14 protein-coding genes are annotated in these 19,539 nt (G+C 70.5%); 10 read left to right on the forward strand and 4 right to left on the reverse strand.

Annotated features, from left to right (window positions below; translation table 11 throughout):
• Positions 1–729: 729 nt before the first annotated feature.
• A complete protein-coding gene (locus AB0L65_RS39470; protein ID WP_355200827.1) occupies positions 730–1,185 on the reverse strand; it encodes a universal stress protein in 456 nt (151 codons plus the stop codon).
• A gap of 192 nt (positions 1,186–1,377) precedes the next feature.
• Between AB0L65_RS39470 and metH the strand changes: the two genes are divergently transcribed.
• The 8 genes from metH to AB0L65_RS39510 all read left to right on the forward strand — a co-directional run bounded on the left by metH (position 1,378) and on the right by AB0L65_RS39510 (position 13,370).
• Positions 1,378–4,842 carry a methionine synthase gene (gene metH, locus AB0L65_RS39475; protein WP_364256570.1) on the forward strand — a complete coding sequence of 1,155 codons (3,465 nt, stop codon included), beginning with the start codon at positions 1,378–1,380 and terminating at the stop codon, positions 4,840–4,842.
• Positions 4,843–5,295: 453 nt separating this feature from the next.
• Positions 5,296–5,940 carry an HAD family phosphatase gene (locus AB0L65_RS39480; RefSeq protein ID WP_350735343.1) on the forward strand — a complete coding sequence of 215 codons (645 nt, stop codon included), beginning with the start codon at positions 5,296–5,298 and terminating at the stop codon, positions 5,938–5,940.
• Positions 5,941–6,652: 712 nt separating this feature from the next.
• The gene (locus AB0L65_RS39485) at positions 6,653–7,123 is read left to right on the forward strand and encodes a cellulose synthase (RefSeq protein ID WP_364256573.1); all 471 of its coding nucleotides are present in this window, start codon (positions 6,653–6,655) and stop codon (positions 7,121–7,123) included.
• A gap of 266 nt (positions 7,124–7,389) precedes the next feature.
• A complete protein-coding gene (locus AB0L65_RS39490) occupies positions 7,390–8,388 on the forward strand; it encodes an ABC transporter permease (RefSeq protein ID WP_364256576.1) in 999 nt (332 codons plus the stop codon).
• 58 nt (positions 8,389–8,446) lie between these two features.
• Positions 8,447–10,213 (forward strand): ABC transporter substrate-binding protein, encoded by a 1,767-nt coding sequence (locus tag AB0L65_RS39495; RefSeq protein ID WP_364256579.1) that lies wholly within the window; start codon positions 8,447–8,449, stop codon positions 10,211–10,213.
• A gap of 93 nt (positions 10,214–10,306) precedes the next feature.
• A complete protein-coding gene (locus AB0L65_RS39500) occupies positions 10,307–11,320 on the forward strand; it encodes an ABC transporter permease (protein ID WP_357742707.1) in 1,014 nt (337 codons plus the stop codon).
• The gene (locus tag AB0L65_RS39505) at positions 11,317–12,345 is read left to right on the forward strand and encodes an ABC transporter ATP-binding protein (RefSeq protein WP_350735353.1); all 1,029 of its coding nucleotides are present in this window, start codon (positions 11,317–11,319) and stop codon (positions 12,343–12,345) included. Before AB0L65_RS39500 ends, AB0L65_RS39505 begins: the two co-directional genes overlap by 4 nt.
• Positions 12,342–13,370 carry a dipeptide ABC transporter ATP-binding protein gene (locus tag AB0L65_RS39510; protein ID WP_350735355.1) on the forward strand — a complete coding sequence of 343 codons (1,029 nt, stop codon included), beginning with the start codon at positions 12,342–12,344 and terminating at the stop codon, positions 13,368–13,370. The genes AB0L65_RS39505 and AB0L65_RS39510 overlap by 4 nt, the downstream gene beginning before the upstream one ends.
• A gap of 42 nt (positions 13,371–13,412) precedes the next feature.
• Here the strand turns inward: AB0L65_RS39510 and AB0L65_RS39515 are convergent, their stop codons facing one another.
• From AB0L65_RS39515 to AB0L65_RS39525, 3 genes are all read right to left on the reverse strand, one after another.
• Complete coding sequence (locus AB0L65_RS39515) at positions 13,413–14,096, reverse strand: response regulator transcription factor (RefSeq protein WP_185076857.1); 684 nt, start codon at positions 14,094–14,096, stop codon at positions 13,413–13,415.
• Positions 14,093–15,268 (reverse strand): sensor histidine kinase, encoded by a 1,176-nt coding sequence (locus AB0L65_RS39520; RefSeq protein WP_364256582.1) that lies wholly within the window; start codon positions 15,266–15,268, stop codon positions 14,093–14,095. Before AB0L65_RS39520 ends, AB0L65_RS39515 begins: the two co-directional genes overlap by 4 nt.
• A 111-nt stretch (positions 15,269–15,379) precedes the next feature.
• Positions 15,380–16,240 (reverse strand): RecB family exonuclease, encoded by an 861-nt coding sequence (locus tag AB0L65_RS39525; RefSeq protein WP_355200837.1) that lies wholly within the window; start codon positions 16,238–16,240, stop codon positions 15,380–15,382.
• A 115-nt stretch (positions 16,241–16,355) separates the two neighbouring features.
• Between AB0L65_RS39525 and AB0L65_RS39530 the strand changes: the two genes are divergently transcribed.
• A complete protein-coding gene (locus AB0L65_RS39530) occupies positions 16,356–17,492 on the forward strand; it encodes a site-2 protease family protein (RefSeq protein WP_364256585.1) in 1,137 nt (378 codons plus the stop codon).
• A 344-nt stretch (positions 17,493–17,836) separates the two neighbouring features.
• Positions 17,837–19,282 (forward strand): FHA domain-containing protein, encoded by a 1,446-nt coding sequence (locus tag AB0L65_RS39535; RefSeq protein ID WP_364256588.1) that lies wholly within the window; start codon positions 17,837–17,839, stop codon positions 19,280–19,282.
• The last annotated feature ends 257 nt before the right edge of the window (positions 19,283–19,539 follow it).

A 19,539-nucleotide genomic window follows, 5' to 3' on the forward strand; every position in this document is an offset into this window, starting at 1 on the left:
CAGGCGAACACCTCACCGCGCCTCCCCACCACCCATCCCAGCCCGCCGCTCAACCCGCCCGAAACCCCTACGCCGCCCCGCGCCACCCATGCCTCCTGCACCCTTATCCCGCCTCCACCACCCGCAACCCCTCCAGCCCTCCCACACCCACTCGCTCTCCCACTCCCCACCCCTCCCACCGCTCCATCCGCACCCTCTCCCGCACGCCCACACCCGCCCCGCCCACTCGCACCGCCGCGACGCCTCTCCCGCACTCCCGCCCTTCCCCGGCGTGCGCACCCACTCGCACCGCCGCGCCTTCCCGGCACTCCCGGTGCGCTCCCGGTCCGCTCCGTGCGCACTGGCCCGCCTCTCGCGCTCCGGCGCTTCTCCACCACCCGCGACCCTCCTGGCTTCCACGCCGCCACGCCTCGCCGGCCCCACGTCCCCTGCGTCGCCGCCCTTCGCCTCCTGCGCTCCAGCACCGTCCGCCTCCTGCACACTCGTGCCTCCTGCGCCCTGTGCGCGCTCTGCGCCCGATGCGTCCAGTGCGGGCTGCGTGCCCAGTGCGGTTGGTGTGCCTTGTGTGCAATGTGCCGTTCTATGCGCCTGATATGCCCCCTGTGGCCACGTATCTACCCGCTGCGGCGCATACGTGATCTCCCCGCGACCTACGCCATCCGCGTCCCAGCCCAGGCGACGCCCGCCGGCTCCTCGCGCGCGCGTGCGCGTAAGACAAGCGGCGAAGGATCAGCGGCCGTCGGTCGTGCGGACGATCAGGACATCGCAGGCGGCGCGGTGGGAGACCGCGGACGGCACGGAGCCGAGCAGCCGCCCCGCCAGGCTGTTGAGCCCGCGATTGCCCACCACCAGCAGGTCGGCGCGGTGCCGGGCGGCCAGCGAGACGAGCACGTCCACGGCGTCCCCCTGCTCGGCGGCCAGGACCACGTCGGAGGCGCCGGCCGCCACGGCGTGCCCGCGCGCCGCGCGCAGGGCGTCGTCGGCCGGGGTGGAGCCGCCCACCTTGTACGCGAGGTCGCCCAGCCGGTCGGCGGCCGCGGCGCGCTCGCTCTCCCGCATCGGCAGGTACGCGCAGGCCAGGACCAGGGTGGCGCCGGTCGCCGCGGCCAGGGACCCCGCCGCGGAGACGGCGCGGAAGGAGGAGGCCGAGCCGTCGGTGCCGACGAGTACGGTGCGGTAGGTCACGGAGACCCCCAATTGGACGCGGCGTTCAATTGACAGTCGGTACGATAGCGCCCGGCACCCACCCCAGAGCCGCCCGGGTCCCGCGGACCGGGACGCTCACGCCCCTGGAGGCCCCGATTTCGCGCCCAAAGCGAACAGGCGTACGGGCCGCTTGAGAGTAGGGCTCCAGGCGCACCCGATAAGCTCTACCCCATGAGCATCTCCCCGTCCTTCCGAGAAGTGTTGTCCCAGCGCGTCATCGTGGCCGACGGGGCGATGGGCACGATGCTCCAGGCCCAGGACCCGACGCTCGACGACTTCCACGGTCACGAGGGCTGCAACGAGGTGCTCAACGTCACCAGGCCCGACATCGTGCGCGGCGTCCACGACGCCTACTTCGCCGTCGGCGTCGACTGCGTCGAGACCAACACCTTCGGCGCCAACTTCGCCGCCCTCGGCGAATACGACATCTCCGACCGCGTCTTCGAATACTCCGAGGCGGGGGCCCGGATCGCCCGCGAGGCCGCCGACCACTGGTCCACGCCCGACCAGCCGCGCTTCGTGCTCGGCTCCATGGGCCCCGGCACCAAGCTGCCGACGCTCGGCCACCTGCCGTACGCCCTGCTGCGCGACGCCTACCGCGACAACGCCGCGGGCCTGATCGCGGGCGGCGCCGACGCGCTGATCATCGAGACCTGCCAGGACCTGCTCCAGGTCAAGGCCGCCGTCATCGGCGCCAGGCGGGCCGCCGAAGCCTCCGGCCGCGACATCCCGATCATCGCGCAGGTGACCATCGAGACCAACGGCGCGATGCTGCTCGGCTCCGAGATCGGCGCCGCGCTGACCGCGATCGAGCCGCTCGGCGTCGACGTCGTGGGCCTCAACTGCGCGACCGGCCCCGCCGAGATGAGCGAGCACCTGCGCTACCTCGCCCGCCACTCGCGGCTCAAGCTCTCCTGCATGCCCAACGCCGGCCTGCCGGTGCTGACGGCCGACGGCGCGTACTATCCGCTGAGCGCGCAGGAGCTGGCCGACGCGCACGGCACCTTCACCCGCGACTACGGCCTGTCGCTGGTCGGCGGCTGCTGCGGCACCACGCCCGAGCACCTGCGCCAGGTCGTCGAGCGCGTGCGCGGCAAGGAGGTCGCGCCGCGCCGGCCGCACCCCGAGCCTGGCGCGTCCTCGCTCTACCAGACGGTCCCGTTCCGCCAGGACACCTCCTACCTCGCCATCGGCGAGCGCTGCAACACCAACGGCTCCAAGGCCTTCCGCGAGGCCATGCTGGCGGGCGCCTGGGACGACTGCGTCGAGACGGCCCGTGACCAGGCCCGCGACGGCGCCCACATGCTCGACCTGTGCGTCGACTACGTCGGCCGCGACGGCGTGGCCGACATGAAGGAGCTGGCGTTCCGGTTCGCCACCGCGTCCACGCTGCCGATCATGCTCGACTCGACCGAGCCCGCGGTGCTGCAGGCCGGTCTCGAGATGCTCGGCGGGCGCGCCGCGGTCAACTCCGTCAACTACGAGGACGGCGACGGCCCCGACTCCCGCTTCCAGAAGATCATGCGCCTCGTCCGCGAGCACGGCTCGGCCGTCGTCGCGCTCACCATCGACGAGGAGGGCCAGGCCCGCACCGCCGACTGGAAGGTGCGCGTGGCCAGCCGCCTCGTCGAGGACCTGACCACCAACTGGGGCATGCGGGTCGAGGACATCATCGTCGACTGCCTCACTTTCCCCATCGCCACCGGCCAGGAGGAGACCCGGCGCGACGGCCTGGAGACCATCGAGGCCATCCGCGAGCTCAAGCGCCGCTACCCGGGCGTGCAGACCACGCTGGGCCTGTCCAACATCAGCTTCGGCCTCAACCCGGCCGCCCGCATGGTGCTCAACTCGGTCTTCCTCAACGAGTGCGTCAACGCCGGGCTCGACTCCGCCATCGTGCACGCCTCCAAGATCCTGCCGATGGCCCGCATCCCCGACGAGCAGCGCCAGGTCGCGCTCGACATGGTCTACGACCGCCGCCGCGAGGGCTACGACCCGCTGCAGCGGTTCATGGACCTGTTCGAGGGCGTCGACGCGGCCGCCCTGCGCGCCGGCAAGGCCGAGGAGCTGGCCGCGCTGCCGCTGTGGGAGCGGCTCAAGCGGCGCATCATCGACGGCGAGCGCAAGGGCCTCGAGGCCGACCTCGACACCGCGCTGGAGCAGCGCCCCGCCCTCGAGATCATCAACGACGTGCTGCTCGACGGCATGAAGACGGTGGGCGAGCTGTTCGGCTCCGGGCAGATGCAGCTGCCGTTCGTGCTGCAGTCGGCCGAGGTCATGAAGGCCGCCGTCGCCTACCTCGAGCCCCACATGGACCGGCTCGAAGGCGAGTCGAAGGGCCGCATCGTGCTGGCCACCGTCAAGGGCGACGTGCACGACATCGGCAAGAACCTCGTCGACATCATCCTGTCCAACAACGGCTACCAGGTCGTCAACCTCGGCATCAAGCAGCCGGTCTCGGCCATCCTCGAGGCCGCCGACGAGCAGAAGGCCGACGTCATCGGCATGTCGGGGCTGCTGGTGAAGTCGACGGTCATCATGAAGGAAAACCTGGAGGAGATGAACTCCAGGGGCCTGTCCGAGAGATACCCCGTCCTGCTCGGCGGCGCCGCCCTGACCCGCGCCTACGTCGAGCAGGACCTGGCCGAGCTGTTCGAGGGCGAGGTGCGCTACGCGCGCGACGCGTTCGAGGGGCTGCGGCTGATGGACTCGTTCATGGCGGTCAAGCGCGGCGTCGCGGGCGCGACGCTGCCGCCGCTGCGCGAGCGGCGCGTCAAGACCGGCGCGGTGCTGCAGCGCACGCCTGTCGAGGAGCTGCCCGCCCGCTCCGACGTGGCCGCCGACAACCCCGTCCCCGCGGTCCCCTTCTACGGCGACCGCGTGGTCAAGGGCATCTCCCTGACCGAGTACGCCGCCTTCCTCGACGAGCGCGCCCTGTTCCTCGGCCAGTGGGGGCTCAAGCCCACCAGGGGCGGCTCGGGGCCCGACTACGACGAGCTGGTCGAGCTCGAGGGGCGGCCGCGGCTGCGCATGTGGCTCGACCGCATCCAGACCGAGGGGCTGCTGGAGGCGGCCGTCGTCTACGGCCACTTCCCGTGCGTCTCCGACGGCGACTCGCTGATCATCCTCGACGACGACGGCAGCGAGCGCACCCGCTTCACGTTCCCGCGCCAGCGCCGCGACCGCCACCTGTGCCTGTCCGACTTCTTCCGCGCCAAGGACTCCGGCGAGGTCGACGTGGTCGGCTTCCAGGTCGCCACCATGGGCGCCAAGATCGCCGAGGCCACGGCCGAGCTGTTCGCCAAGGACGCCTACCGCGACTACCTCGAGCTCCACGGCCTGTCGGTGCAGCTCACCGAGGCGCTGGCCGAATACTGGCACGCCAGGGTGCGCTCGGAGTGGTCGATCGGCGGCGAGGAGTCGCTCGACGACATGCTCAAGGTCAACATCCAGGGCTGCCGCTACTCCTTCGGCTACCCGGCCTGCCCCAACCTGGAGGACCAGAAGCAGCTGTTCGAGCTGCTCGACCCCGAGCGCGTCGGGGTGTCGCTGTCGGAGGAGTTCCAGCTCCACCCGGAGCAGGCCACCTCGGCCCTGGTCGCCCACCACCCCGAGGCCAAATACTTCAACGTCTGACCCACACCCGCCCGCTCGCCCTTCACCGCCCGCTCGGCCCTTCACCGCCCGGCGGGCGGATGGCGGCTTCCCGGCCCAGGGCGGACGGACAGCCGCTCACCGGTCGGCGGGCGGATGGCGGCTTCCCAGCCCGGGCGGACGATCGCTCACCGGTCGCCGGACGTGGGGTTTCCCGCTCCGGCACTCCACCGGCGCTCACTGGCGGCGGAGGAGGGGGCACCCGGCACCGTGTCGGTATGCCGTTGACCCTTCGGACGGATGGCCAGCGCCCGCTCCCCAGACGGCAGTGCCCCACGAGACATCCGTCCACCCAGCGAGCGGATTCCGGAACCGACCGGTGCCGGTGCCGATGCCGATGCCGGTTGACGGGGGGCGGTGACGGGGGGCGGCCTCTCCGCGCGCCGGGCGGGGCAGGGACAATGGCGGGCAAAACACTACCGATCGGGGGCATGCATGGAAGCGGTCTTCTTCGACATGGACGGGCTGCTGGTCGACAGCGAGCGGGTCTGGCTGGAGATCGAGACGGACGTGATGGCCAGGCTCGGCGCTCAATGGACACCGGAGCACCAGGTCCACCTGGTGGGCGGATCCATGGAGCGAACGGTCGACTACATGCTGGCCGTCTCGGGGGCCGATGTGCCCGCCGAGATGGTGCGAGAGTGGATGACTGGCGGGATGGTGCGGCGGCTGACGGCGGGCGTGCACGTCATGCCGGGTGCTTTGGAGCTGCTGGGGGCGCTGCGGGACGAGGGGGTGCCCGTGGGGCTGGTCACCTCGTCGCTGAAGGAGATCGCTGAGGCGGTGCTCAAGAGCGTGGGGCGCGACCGGTTCGACGTCGTGGTCACGGCGGACGACGTCACCCGTACCAAACCTGACCCTGAGCCGTACCTGACGGCTGCGCGGCTGCTCGGGGTGGAGCCGGTGCGGTGCGTGGTGCTGGAGGACTCTCCCAACGGCGTGGCGGCCGCGACGGCGGCGGGCTGCGCGGTGGTGGCCGTCCCGAGCCTGCTGGCCATCGACCCCGCCCCCGGACGGCTGGTGGTGCCGTCCCTGGAGCAGGTCACCGTCGCCGACCTCCGCGCCCTCATCTCAACCTGACCCCCACCCCATCCGCCTCACCTCCCCGAGTCCCCGCCTCCCCGAGTCCCCGCCTCCCCGCGTCCCGGCCGCCCCGCCCTCGGCCGCATGCTGGCCGCGTAATACCTTCCACGCGTGCTTGCTGGGTGCCGCCGCTGGTTCGCCCGGCGCCCCCTACTCGGCACCGTGCTGGGCCTCCTCGCCGATGGTGCCGCCGCCCGGGGCGGGGCGCTGATTGCCCTGGACTCGGGGCGGCAGCCGCCGTGCTCGGCATGAGCCAGTCGTCGGTGTCGCATTCGCTCGCCTCGCCGGAACACGCGGGGCGGGGCGAGCTCGTGAGCCGCGCCGCTCCCGTACGGTCGACGCCGCTGGGCGCCCCGCGTCCGCGCCGTGCTCGCCCCGCGTCCGCGCCGTGCTCGCCCCGCGTCCGCGCCGTGCTCGCCCCGCGTCCGCGCCGTGCTCGCCCCGCGTCCGCGCCGTGCTCGCCGCGCACCCGCGCCTTCAACGCCACGGCGGCCCGCACGAGTGCCGCCGCTGCCGGATCGATCGGGCTTGCCGTCCCGTCGGCACGTCGCCGGCCGCGGCACCCGCCACCCGCCCGCGGACGCGATCGCGACCGCCGGCCCAGGGATGGGGAGCCGGACCCTTAGGGGGCAAGTGGTTCTTGCGGAGGAGCGGCGGGTGGCGTTTCGCGTGCCAGGATGGAGACGTAGTCGATATGAGGGGCGGCGTGATGTTCAATTCGATCGCCTGGCTGCCGCTGTGCGCCGGACTGAGCGCGGTGGGCCTGGTGTTCAGCTTCCTGGCCTTCAGGCGCAGGGGGGCGGCCGCGGGCATGCGGATGGCGGCGTGGGCGCTGCTGCCGGTGGCGGCTTATCTGACGGGCGCGCTGCAGGCGTTGTGGACCATCGGCGCCACCGTCGTGGGTTTCGTGACGCAGCTGGTGTTCAACCCCTTGGTGTGGGCGGGTGTCGCCGTCGCAGGGCTGTCGGCGGTGCTGTTCGTCGCGTCGGGTGTCATGCGCGGCCGGAAACTGGCGAGCTTCAGGAAGAAGACCCCCGGAGAGGCCCCCGAGGTTAAGCCCTCAGCGAACAAAACCGTGCCCAAGCCTCAGCAGCCCGCCGTCCCTCCCAAGCAAACCGCCAAGGCAGAGGACGACTTCTCCGATATCGAGGCGCTGCTCAAAAAGCGTGGCATCAGCTGAATACAAGGACGAAATCGGCTGTGTCACAGTTCCGAGACGTAACCGGGACGGCTCGTAGACATTCTCCTCAAGATCGATACGAATGAGTTTCTGGTCAATCACAGTTGAGCCACATAGAGCTCAGAGGGACTAGTCACACCAGCTCAGGCCATAGATTCTGCCTCCTGGGGCCGCGACACGGCGGACCTCGCTCGCATGGGCGCACTACCCTGACCGGGACCGCGCCGACACGGACGATGTCGTCTGGAATCCAGGGGGCTACTGGCATGACCGCACCGCTCGATGTTCCGGAATCGGCCATCGAAGCAGGGCCGGAGACCGTTCTTGAGGGAACGGAGACCTCGGTCATCAGGGGACGTTCCCTGGGGCAGATCGCGTGGATGCGCCTCAAGCGCGACCGCATCGCGATGACCGGTGGCATCGTCATCCTGCTGCTCATCCTGGTCGCCGTCTTCGCCCCGTTGCTGGTGTCGTGGTTCGGGCACCCGCCGGGTGAGTGGCACCGGGAGAAGCTCGACCCCTCCATCGGCGCGCCGCTGGGCGCCTTCGGCGGCATCAGCGGCGACTTCCTGTTCGGCGTGGAGCCCGACTCGGGCCGCGACCTGTTCAGCCGCGTCCTGTACGGGGCCCGCATCTCGCTGCTGATCGCGTTCTTCGCGACCCTGCTGTGCGTGGTGCTCGGCACCGTCCTCGGGATGATCGCCGGCTTCTTCGGCGGCTGGGTCGACACCGTCATCAGCCGCCTCATGGACATCTTCCTGGCCTTCCCGCTGCTGGTGTTCGCGCTGGCGCTGGCCGGCGTCATCCCCGACAAGGCGTTCGGCCTGTCGGGCGACACGCTGCGGATCAGCCTGCTGGTGTTCATCATCGGGTTCTTCAACTGGCCCTATATCGGACGCATCATCCGAGGTCAGACGCTGTCCCTCCGTGAACGGGAGTTCGTCGACGCCTCCAGGAGCCTGGGCGCGCGCAACCACACCATCCTGTTCAAGGAGATCCTGCCCAACCTCCTGGCGCCGATCCTCGTCTACTCGACGCTGCTGATCCCCTCGAACATCCTGTTCGAGGCCGCGCTGTCGTTCCTCGGCGTGGGCGTGCGGCCGCCGACTCCCACGTGGGGAGGCATGTTGTCGGACGCCGTCCACAACTACCAGGTGGCACCCAACTTCATGATCTTCCCCGGTCTCGCGATCTTCATTACCGTGCTGGCGTTCAACCTGCTCGGTGACGGCCTCAGGGACGCCTTCGACCCCAAGGCCCGATAGCCCTCGTGAGTTTTTCAGCAAGTTCTCAACTCCTAGATACAAGGGGTGTGTCAGGTCGATGAAGACAAGATCAAAGGCGTCGGCAGTGGCGGTGACCGCCGCTCTCGCCGTGGTCGTCTCGGCGTGTGGCGGCGGTGGCGGTGCCAAGAGCACCAGCGGCACCGGCAGTGACGAGAAGCCCGCGAGCCAGTACAACGCGGGTGTCACGCAGGTCGTCAACCCGTCGGAGAAGACCGGCGGCACCCTGCACATGGGCATGCCGGGCGACTTCGACTCCGTCGACCCCGGCGACCAGTACTACGGCTACGCGTGGAACTTCTCCCGCTTCTACACCCGCGCGCTGACCATGTTCAAGCCGGTGCCGGGCGAAGAGGGCCTGCAGCTCGTCGGCGACCTGGCCGAGGACCTGGGCAAGCCCAGCGACGGCGGCAAGACGTGGACGTACAAGCTGCGCAAGGGCATCAAGTTCGAGGACGGCACCCCGGTGACGTCGAAGGACGTCAAGTACGCCGTGGCCCGCTCCCTGGACAAGGACATCCTGCCCAGCGGCCCGACCTACTTCAACGACTGGCTCGACCTGCAGGGCTACACCGGCCCGTACAAGATGAAGGACAAGCTCGACGACTTCAAGGCCGTCGAGACGCCTGATGACTACACCGTCGTCTTCCACCTGAAGAAGGCCTACGGCGGCTTCGACTACTTCGCCATGCTCCCGCAGACGGCCCCCGTGCCCGCGGCCAAGGACACCGGCTCGAAGTACAAGGAGCACCCGGTCTCGACCGGCCCCTACATGTTCAAGTCGCACGAGCTCACCAAGCGCATCGAGCTCGTGAAGAACCCCAACTGGGACCCGGCCACCGACCCCAACCGCAAGCAGCTCAACGACTCCGTCGAGGTGCTGCTCGGCCAGAACGAGGACGACCTCGACCAGCGCCTGCTGTCCGGCAAGATCGACGTCAAGATCAACAGCACCGGCGTGGCGGCCAACGCCCGCAAGACGGTCCTGACCGACCCGAAGGTCAAGCAGTACGCCGACTCGGCCGCGATCGACCGGACCTGGTTCACCAACATCAACGGTGACGTCAAGCCGTTCGACAACATCCACTGCCGCAAGGCCGTGATGTACGCCGCCGACCGCTCCGCGATCCAGGGCGCCTACGGCGGCCCCGACGCCGGCGGCGACGTCGCGCTCAGCCTCATGCCGTCGAAGATGACCGGCTACCAGAAGATCGACCCGTACGGCGTCGAGGCCAACCCGACCGGCGACCTCACCAAGGCGAAGGAGGAGCTGACGGCCTGCGGCCAGCCCAACGGCTTCAGCACCACCATCTCCTACCGCAACGAGCGCGCCGCCGAGAAGCTGACCGCCGAGTCGCTGCAGCAGTCGCTCGGCCGCATCGGCATCAAGCTGGAGATCAAGGGCTACCCGCAGGGCGACTACTTCAAGCTGTACGCCGGCAAGCCCGACTTCGCCAAGAAGAACAACCTCGGCCTCATGGTCTACGGCTGGGGCGCCGACTACCCCGAGGGCTTCGGCTTCTTCCAGCAGATCGTCGACAGCCGCGTGATCCGCGACGCCGGTAACACCAACCTCGGCGTCAAGGACCCGAAGATCGACGAGCTCATCGACCAGGCCGCCGGGGAGACCGACGCCGCCAAGCGCAACGCCATCTGGGCGCAGGTCGACAAGCAGGTCATGGACTCGGCGTTCATCCTGCCCTACGTCTGGGCGCACGGCCTGTTCTACCGGCCGCCGACGCTGAAGAACGCCTTCGTCAGCCAGAACTGGGGCATGTACGAGTACCTCACGCTGGGCACCCAGTAACCGGTCAGGCGATCCCGCCGGACACGTACGCCGAAAGCAGGTGAAGGCTCCGGCGGCCGGGCTCACGAGGCCCGGCCGCCATGGCCGAGATCAGTGTTCACATACATTCTCAGACGGTTGATAGCGGCCGTCATGCTGCTCTTCGTGGTGAGCATCACGACGTTCGCCATCTTCTTCCTCGTGCCTCGGCTCGCTGGGATGTCCGCTGACGACCTCGCCTCTCGTTATGTCGGCAAGGCCGCCAACGAGCAGGTCATCCACGATACGGCGATCCGGCTGGGGTTCTACGATCCGCTCCTGGTCCAGTACGGGCGGTTCGTGAAGGGCATCTTCGTCGGCGTGGAGCGCAACTACGGCCCCGGCGTCGAGCTGTGCCCGGCGCCCTGCCTCGGCTACTCGTACGTCACGCAGAACCCGGTCCTGCCCGACCTGCTCGACCGCATACCGATCACGCTGTCGCTGGCGCTCGGCGCGGCCCTGGTGTGGGTCTTCTTCGGCGTGGCCACCGGCGTGGTGTCCGCGCTGCGGCGCGGCAGTTTCTTCGACCGCATCTCCATGGGCGTCGCCCTGGCCGGCGTGTCGCTGCCGATCTTCTTCACCGGCATCGTGTCGCTGGCCATCTTCCGCGACCAGCTCGGCCTCGTCGGCGACGTCGCCGACTGGGTGCCGTTCAGCGAGGACCCGCTCACCTGGGCCAACAACCTGATGCTGCCCTGGATCACGCTCGCCTTCCTGTACGCCGCCGGCTATGCCCGGCTCACCAGGGCGGGCATGCTGGAGACCATGTCCGAGGACTACATACGCACGGCCAGAGCCAAGGGCCTGCCCGAGCGGGCCGTGGTGCTCAAACACGGGCTGAGAGCCACGCTCACCCCGGTGCTGACCATGTTCGGCCTGGACCTGGGCCTGCTGCTCGGCGGCGCGGTGCTGACCGAGAGCACGTTCTCGCTGCCCGGCATCGGCAAGTACGCCAGGGACGCCATCGAACGCAACGACCTGCCCCAGGTGATGGGCGTCACCCTGGTGGCGGCGGCCTTCATCATCGTCGCCAACCTGATCGTCGACCTGCTCTACGCGGTCGTGGACCCGAGGGTGAGGCTGGCATGAGTGCGTTTCTCCAGGTCAAGGACCTCAAGATCCACTTCCCGACCGACGACGGCCTGGTCAGGTCCGTCGACGGGCTGACGTTCGACCTCGAACGCGGCAAGACGCTCGGCATCGTCGGCGAGTCCGGCTCCGGCAAGTCGGTCACCAGCCTCGGCATCCTCGGCCTGCACAAGGGCAAGGGCGCCAACGTCTCCGGGGAGATCTGGCTCGACGGCGAGGAGCTCGTCGGCGCCTCCCAGGAGCACGTGCGAGGGTTGCGCGGCAAGAAGATGGCGATGATCTTCCAGGATCCGCTGTCGTCGATGCACCCCTTCTACACGGTCGGCGACCAGATCATCGAGGCGTACCGCATCCACCACAAGGTCACCAAGGCCGTGGCGAAGAAGCACGCCATCGACATGCTCGGCCGGGTCGGCATCCCCGAACCGCAGCGCCGCGTCGACTCCTACCCGCACGAGTTCTCCGGCGGCATGCGCCAGCGCGCCATGATCGCCATGGCGCTGTCGTGCGACCCCGAGCTGCTCATCGCCGACGAGCCCACCACCGCGCTCGACGTGACCGTGCAGGCCCAGATCCTCGACCTCATGGTCGACCTGCAGCGCGAGTTCAACTCCGCGCTGATCATCATCACCCACGACCTGGGCGTGGTGGCCGAGCTGTCCGACGACATCCTGGTCATGTACGCGGGCAAGTGCATCGAGTACGGCAGCGCCGACGACATCTTCTACCGTCCCGAGCACCCCTACACATGGGGTCTACTGGGATCGATGCCCCGGCTCGACCGGGAGCCCACCGAACGGCTGCTGCCGATCAAGGGCTCCCCGCCGTCGCTGATCAACGTGCCGCCGGGCTGCGCCTTCAACCCTCGCTGCCCGTACGTCGAGCGGACCGGAGACAAGGCCAAGTCCGAGGTCCCGGAGCTGCTCCAGACCCAGGGCGGCCACCTGGTGCGCTGCCACATGGACCGGACGGAGCGGCGGGAGCTGTGGGAGAACGAGATCAAGCCACTGCTGGAGACCCAGTGACCGAGCCCAAGAACGAGCCGCTCCTTTCCGTACAGGGCCTGGAGAAGCACTTCCCCGTGACGAAGGGCCTGCTCAAGCGGCAGGTCGGCGCCGTCAAGGCGGTCGACGGGATCAGCTTCGACGTGTTCAAGGGCGAGACGCTCGGCCTGGTGGGGGAGTCCGGCTGCGGCAAGTCCACCACCGGCCGGCTGGTCACCCGGCTCCTCGAACCCACCGCCGGCAAGGTGATCTTCGAGGGCGAGGACATCACGCACATGGGGCAGGGCAAGCTGAGGCCGCTCCGCCGCGACATGCAGATGATCTTCCAGGACCCGTACTCGTCGCTCAACCCCCGTCACACGGTCGGCACCATCGTCGGCGCGCCGTTCCGCATCCAGGGCGTCAAGACCGAGCACGGCGTCAAGCGCGCAGTCCAGGACATCCTCGCCCTGGTCGGGCTCAACCCCGAGCACTACAACCGCTACCCGCACGAGTTCTCCGGCGGCCAGCGGCAGCGCATCGGCATCGCCCGCACCCTCGCGCTCAAGCCCAAGCTGATCATCGCCGACGAGCCGGTCTCCGCGCTCGACGTCTCCATCCAGGCCCAGGTCGTCAACCTGCTCGAAGACCTGCAGAACGAGCTGGACCTCACCTACGTCGTGATCGCCCACGACCTGTCGGTGGTGCGGCACATCAGCGACCGGGTGGCCGTCATGTACCTGGGCAAGATCGTGGAGATCGGCGACCGCAAGCAGCTCTACAGCGCGCCGATGCACCCGTACACCAACGCCCTGATGTCGGCCGTGCCCGTGCCCGACCCCAAGGCGCGCAAGGAGCGCGAGCGCATCCGGCTGGCCGGCGACGTGCCCAGCCCGCTCAACCCGCCGCCCGCCTGCCGCTTCCACACCCGCTGCTGGAAGGCGCAGGAGATCTGCAAGACGGTCGAGCCGCCCCTGGAGGAGCTGGCCAGCGGCCACCGCGTCGCCTGCCACTTCCCGGAGAACGCCCCCGCCTCCGCCGAGGCCGCCCCCGCCGCCGCGTCCTGACGGTGTCCTGACGGTGTCCTGACCGGGGGTGCGCCCCCGGTCTCAGGAGTACGTGCCCGGCGTGATCAACCCGGTCTCGTAGGCCAGCACCACGGCCTGTACGCGGTCGCGCAGCCCCAGCTTGGTCAGCACGTTGCCGACGTGGGTCTTGACCGTCGTCTCGCTCACCACGAGCTTGGCCGCGATCTCCGCGTTGGACATGCCCTTGGCGATCAGCCGCAGCACCTCCAGCTCCCGCTCCGTCAGCCGGTCCAGCCGCGCCGGAGCGGGCTGCTCGTACGCCGACGGCAGCCGCTTGGCGAACCTGTCGAGCAGCCGCCGCGTCACGCTCGGCGCCACGATCGCGTCGCCCGCCGCCACCACCCGGATCGCCTGCACCAGCTCGTCGGGCGGCACGTCCTTCAGCAGGAACCCGGACGCGCCCGAGCGCAGCGCCTCCACGATGTACTCGTCCAGGTCGAACGTCGTCAGCACCAGCACCTTCGGCACGTGCGCCGTCGGCGCCGCCTCCCGCACGATCCTGCGGGTCGCCTCGATGCCGTCGACGCCCGGCATGCGGATGTCCATCAGCACCACGTCGGGCAGCAGCGCCCGCGTCTGCTCCATGGCGTCCTTGCCGTCGCCCGCCTGCCCCACCACCGTGATGTCGGACTCGGCCTCCAGAATCAGGCGGAATCCCGTACGCAGCAGCGGCTGGTCGTCCACCAGCAGCACTCTGATCGTCATTGGCCGTCCTTCAACGGGAACCTCGCCCGCACTTCGAAACCGCCCCCCGGTAGCGGACCGATGTTGAGGATTCCACCATAGAGTGCGACCCGTTCGCGAATGCCCACCAAACCGTGCCCTGGCGGCGCGGACACCCCGGCCGCGCCCAGCCCGTCGTCCTCCACCCGTACGTCCAGCTCACGGGGGTCGTGGCGGACGGTCACCACGGCCTTCGCGCCCGCCCCGGCGTGCCGCAGGCTGTTCGTCAGCCCCTCCTGGGCCAGCCGGTAGGCGGCCAGGTCGACCCCGGCGGGCAGCGGCCGCGGCTCCCCCTCCACGATCAGCCGGGTCGCCAGCCCCGCCTCGCGCATCTGCTCCACCAGCGCGGGCAGATCGTGCACGCCGGGCTGCGGTCCCAGCTCGGCGCGGGCGTCGGTACGCAGGACGCCGACGATGCTGCGCATCTCCGTCATCGCCATCCGGCCCGTGTGCTCGATCGCCGACAGCGCCTCGCGCGCCAGGTCGGGATCGGAGGCCAGCACCCGGCGCGCCGCGGCCGCCTGCACGGTCATCACGCTGACGTGGTGGGCCACCACGTCGTGCAGCTCGCGGGCGATCCGCGAGCGCTCCTCGGCGCGGGCCGCCCTCGTGTCGGCCGCGCGCGCCCGCTCCAGCCGCTCCGCCCGGTCCTTGAGCTCGTCCAGGTACGCCCGGCGCAGCCGCAGGCTCCGCCCCGCGCCCCACACCGCCACCAGCACCACGGCCACCACGACGTGCTCGCTCCAGCTCGTCGCCCTGACCGGGCCCGCCAGGGCGCCCAGCACGTACGTCACCAGCGAGATCAGCAACCCCGCCAGCGCCATCGCCAGCCCGCGGTAGGAGGCCACCGAGTACAGCAGCACCAGCCCGGCCAGCCCCGAGATCCCGGTCCCGTAGCCGAGCACGGTCAGCAGCGTCTCGGGGACCAGCTCGGCGCACATCGCCGCCAGCGGCCACCTCCTGCGCGCCGCCACGGGCACGCACGCCAGCACCACCAGGACCCCGCCCAGCGGGTCGGGGGCGCGCATGCCGTCCACCGGCAGGCCCTGCGCCTCCAGGCGGTCGGGACCGTAGAGCACGAACATCGCCACCGACGCCACGGCCACCACCCCGGCGAGCACGGAGTCGTGGAACGTGGTCCGGTCTATACGCACCGCTTCACTGTAGGCCCAGGTGAAAACCCGTAACCTCCTCCCTCGGGAGGATTACCACCCACACGCCCCCAAACCCCGCACCGCCTCGGCGCGGCGGGTGCGCGGGGTGGGTCAGAGTTCGTCGGTGGCGGCGCGGCGGTGGGTGCGGGTGGTGTCGCCCGGTTGGCGGGCCGGGATCGGCGGGGGTGTGCCGCCGAACTCCGGGCACAGGGCCTGGTGGTCGCACCAGTCGCACAGGCGGCTGCGGCGGGCCCGCCACTCGCCGGACTCCAGCGACCGCTCGATCGCCGTCCACAGCGCCATCACCTTGCGCTCCGTGGCCAGCAGGTCGGCCTCGTCCGGGGCGTAGCGCAGCACCTCGCCCTGCCCGCCCAGATAGACCAGCTGCAGCAGCCGAGGCACCTGGCCGCGCAGCCGCCACAGCACCAGGGCGTAGAACTTCATCTGGAACAGCGCCTTGGCCTCGAAGTCGGGGCCCGGCGCGCTGCCCGTCTTGTAGTCGACCACCCGGACCTCGCCGGTCGGCGCCACGTCGAGCCGGTCGACGTAGCCGCGCAGCATGAGCCCCCCGTCGAGGACCGCCTCCACGTAGAGCTCGCGCTCGGCGGGCTCCAGCCGCGTCGGGTCCTCCAGCGTGAAGTAGCGCTCCAGCATGCCGCGCGCCTGGACCAGCCACTCGGCCTGCTCGGCCTCGTCGGCGAACATCTGCGCGTACTGCGCGTCCTCGTCCAGCAGCCGCTGCCACTGCGGCTCCAGGAGCTCCAGCGCCGCCTGGACCGAGCGCCGCGGCGCCGGGAGGTCGTAGAGGCGCTCCAGGACCGCGTGCACCACCGTGCCGCGCACCGCCGCCTGCGAAGGCTTCTCGGGGAGCTGGTCGATCACCCGGAAGCGGTAGAGCAGCGGACAGGTCATGAAATCGCCCGCCCGGGACGGGGAGAGAGCTCCGATGATCTCCGGTTCGGTCAACGTCATGCACCGCACTCTAGGTCAAGACCCCGACAGAATAGCCCTCGCGCCACGATGATCACCCGATCCGGCGCGTAGCATCAAGGCAGCAACAGCACGTAATGGACGTTCAAGGAGTGCGGTGAGCGAGCAGAGCCCGCGGCAGGAGTTCTCCGGTCTTCGGATGGGGAAGCCGTTCGGCATTCCGGTGTACGTCTCGTGGACATGGTTCATCGTGGCGGCGGTCATCACCTGGGTGTTCGGGCGCCGGGTGACGAACATGCTGCCCGAGCTCGACGGCGCGGCCGCCTACGCGGTCGCGTTCGTGTTCGCGGTGCTGCTGTACGTGTCGGTGCTGCTGCACGAGCTCGCCCACAGCGTGCTGGCCAAGTTCTACGGCCTGCCGGTGCGCAGGATCACCCTCTACCTGCTCGGCGGCGTGTCGGAGATCGAGAAGGAGCCGCCCACGCCGGCCAAGGAGTTCCTGGTCGCCGCGGCGGGGCCGGCGCTGTCGCTGGGCCTGGCCGGGCTCGGACTGGCCGCCGACGTCTACGTGATCAACGGCGGCGGCATCCTCGAGGTGCTCGTCTGGTGGCTGTGGGTCGCCAACCTCATCGTCGGCGTGTTCAACCTGCTGCCCGGCCTGCCCCTGGACGGCGGCCGGATGCTGCGCGCCGGAGTCTGGAAGCTGACCAAGAACCCCAGCTCCGGCACCATCGTCGCGGCCTGGGGCGGCCGCGTGCTGGCCGTGCTGCTCGTCGTGTTCTCGATCGCCACGGCCCTGCAGAGCGGCCAGGTGACCGACCCGCTGGACCTGCTGTGGCCGTTCGTGCTGGCGTCGTTCATCTGGCTCGGCGCGAGCCAGTCGCTGCGCGTGGCCAAGATCCGCGCCAGGATCCCGCAGGTCAACGCCCGTACGCTGGCGCGCAGGGCGATCCCGGTGACCGCCGAGACGCCGCTGTCGGAGGCGCTGCGGCAGGCCGCCGAGCGCAACGCGGGCGCCCTCGTCGTGATCGGCCACGACGGCGAGCCCCTGGCGATCGTGAACGAGACCGCCGTCCAGGCCACCCCCGAGCACCGCCGCCCCTGGGTGAGCGTCGGCTCGGTCGCCAAGTCCCTGGAGCCCACCATGGTGCTCGCGGCCGACCTGACCGGAGAGCCGCTCATCGACGCCATGCGCGAGGCCCCGGGCAGCGAGTACCTCCTGGTGGAACGGGGCGGCGAGATCTACGGGGTGCTCGCCACGGCCGACGTGAACCGGGTTTTCACGGGCGTCTGATTTGTCCCACTCGTTTAAGCGGCGGGCCATGGATAGGGTCGTGTCCAGCAGTTTCGGGCGGCCGGGGCCGACTCCGGCCGGTTACTGCGATGTGACGACTGGCCGATAGTGTTCTGTTTGGCCAGACTTGCACAGTTGAGGGGTTTGCCGCAGTCCACCGGTTCACCGAATCGAGACGACGTGGCCGCGGCACGGCCCCTTCGTCTGGGTATGCGTATGGCTGGTGGCCGGCACGGCAGTGCGGGTGCCGTAATTTCGCCGGCTTCCGGGGAGGAGAAATGAGTGACCGAGCGCAGCGAGGGCACCGATGAGCAGCGCAGCGCCGTCGTCATGAGGGAGGACGCATGACCGACCAAGGCTTCGGAGTGGTGCGTCCGCTTCCCGGTAACGGACTTGTCGCCTACGCGGGCGGGCTGCTGCTGGTGTGCGACGCCGGCGAGGCCGCGGCCGACGACCTGCTCGACGCGCTGCGCGAGACGGCCGCGTCCGGCGGCGACGGCAGGGCGCTGGCCCGCCGCGCCGCTCAGGTGCTCGCGGCCAACATGGCCGGCGACCCGGCCACCTGCGCCGTCGCGGGCCGGGTCGGAGAAGGCGTGGCCGTCCTGGTCAGCGGCTCGGCCGCGGCCGTCATCGGCACCCCGGGCGGTGAGACGCGGCTGGCCGGCAGCGACTCGCTGACGTGGGCCGACCGGCTCGTCACCGGGCCCGTCGAGCGGGTCGAGCTGAGCCTGCCCGGCGCCGGCACCCCGCACCCCGCGGTCCGTTTCGACGGCGGCGTGGTGCACGGCGGCGGCCTCGTGGGCGACCTCACCGAGCGGTCCTCGGCGCCCGCCCCGTCCAGGCCGCTCACCAGCGAGATGCCCGCCACGGCCTTCCACCTCGAGGCCGACCTGGTCCAGCAGCCGCCCGCGCCGGTGGAGCGGCCACCGTACCCGCTGGCCGACCAGCCGCCGGTCGTGCCGGGGCCGCCGTCGGGCCCGCAGCCCGCGCCGGTGGAGCAGCCGTCGTACCTCTCGCCCCAGGACCAGCCCCCGTACGTCCCGCCCCAGGACCCGCCGCCCTACCACACGCCGCAGGAGCAGCCGGCCCCCTTCTTCGCGCCGCCGCCGGAGCAGCCGCCGCCCCTGCCGGAGCCGCAGCAGTTCCCCTCCTACGACGAGCCGCCCCCCGGCAACGGCGTGGCCGACCAGCCGATGCCGCAGCACCTGGGCCCGTCCGACCACTTCGACCAGCCCGCGCCGCCCCTGCTCGGCCCGCCCGAGCACTTCGACCACCCGGGCCAGCCGCCGCAGGAGCCGCAGCAGGACCACGGCGACCGGCCCCTGGTCTACGGCGTCGACTGCAAGAACGACCACTTCAACGACCCCCGCTCGCCCTACTGCGCGGTCTGCGGCATCGCGCTGGTGCAGCGCACGCTCGTCCCCTACAAGGGGCCGCGCCCGTCGCTCGGGGTGCTCATCCTCGACGACGGCACCGCGCTGCCGCTGGAGAGCGACTACCTGCTGGGCCGCGACCCCGAGCGGGCGCCCGAGGTGGCCGGCGGCACCGCCAGGCCCGCCAAGGTGACCAGCCCGGACGGCTCGGTGTCGCGCCGCCACCTGCGGGTGGCGCTCGACGGGTGGGACGTCAACCTGGTCGACCTGGGCTCGGTCAACGGCACCCAGATCCAGCCGCCCGGTGACCCCAACTTCTACGACATCCCGCCGAACGAGCCGGTCACCATCGCCCCCGGCACGACGGTCCGCGTCGGCGTCTCCCGCACGCTCCGCTTCGAGGCGCACCGGGGATAACCCGGCCGCCGGAACGCCCGCGTCCCCGTCCCGGGGCCGCGGGCGTTTCCCGTACGCCGCTCGGGGGCGGTGAGCTGCCCCCGCTCGTACCGGTGCATCGCGACATGCGCCTCAGCGCGCTCCGCGAGCATTCTCACGGAGAGCCAACGGCCCATGATTTATTGATAAATGGCCAAATGTCCGTAAAATCTTCGGACAAATGGGTTGGCGGGAAGCGGCCATTCTCCGCCCGATCCGGGCAGGCAACCGGCCGTCCC

The sequence above is a fragment of the Nonomuraea sp. NPDC052116 genome, from assembly GCF_040680035.1.
Classification (GTDB): Bacteria; Actinomycetota; Actinomycetes; order Streptosporangiales; family Streptosporangiaceae; genus Nonomuraea; species Nonomuraea angiospora_A.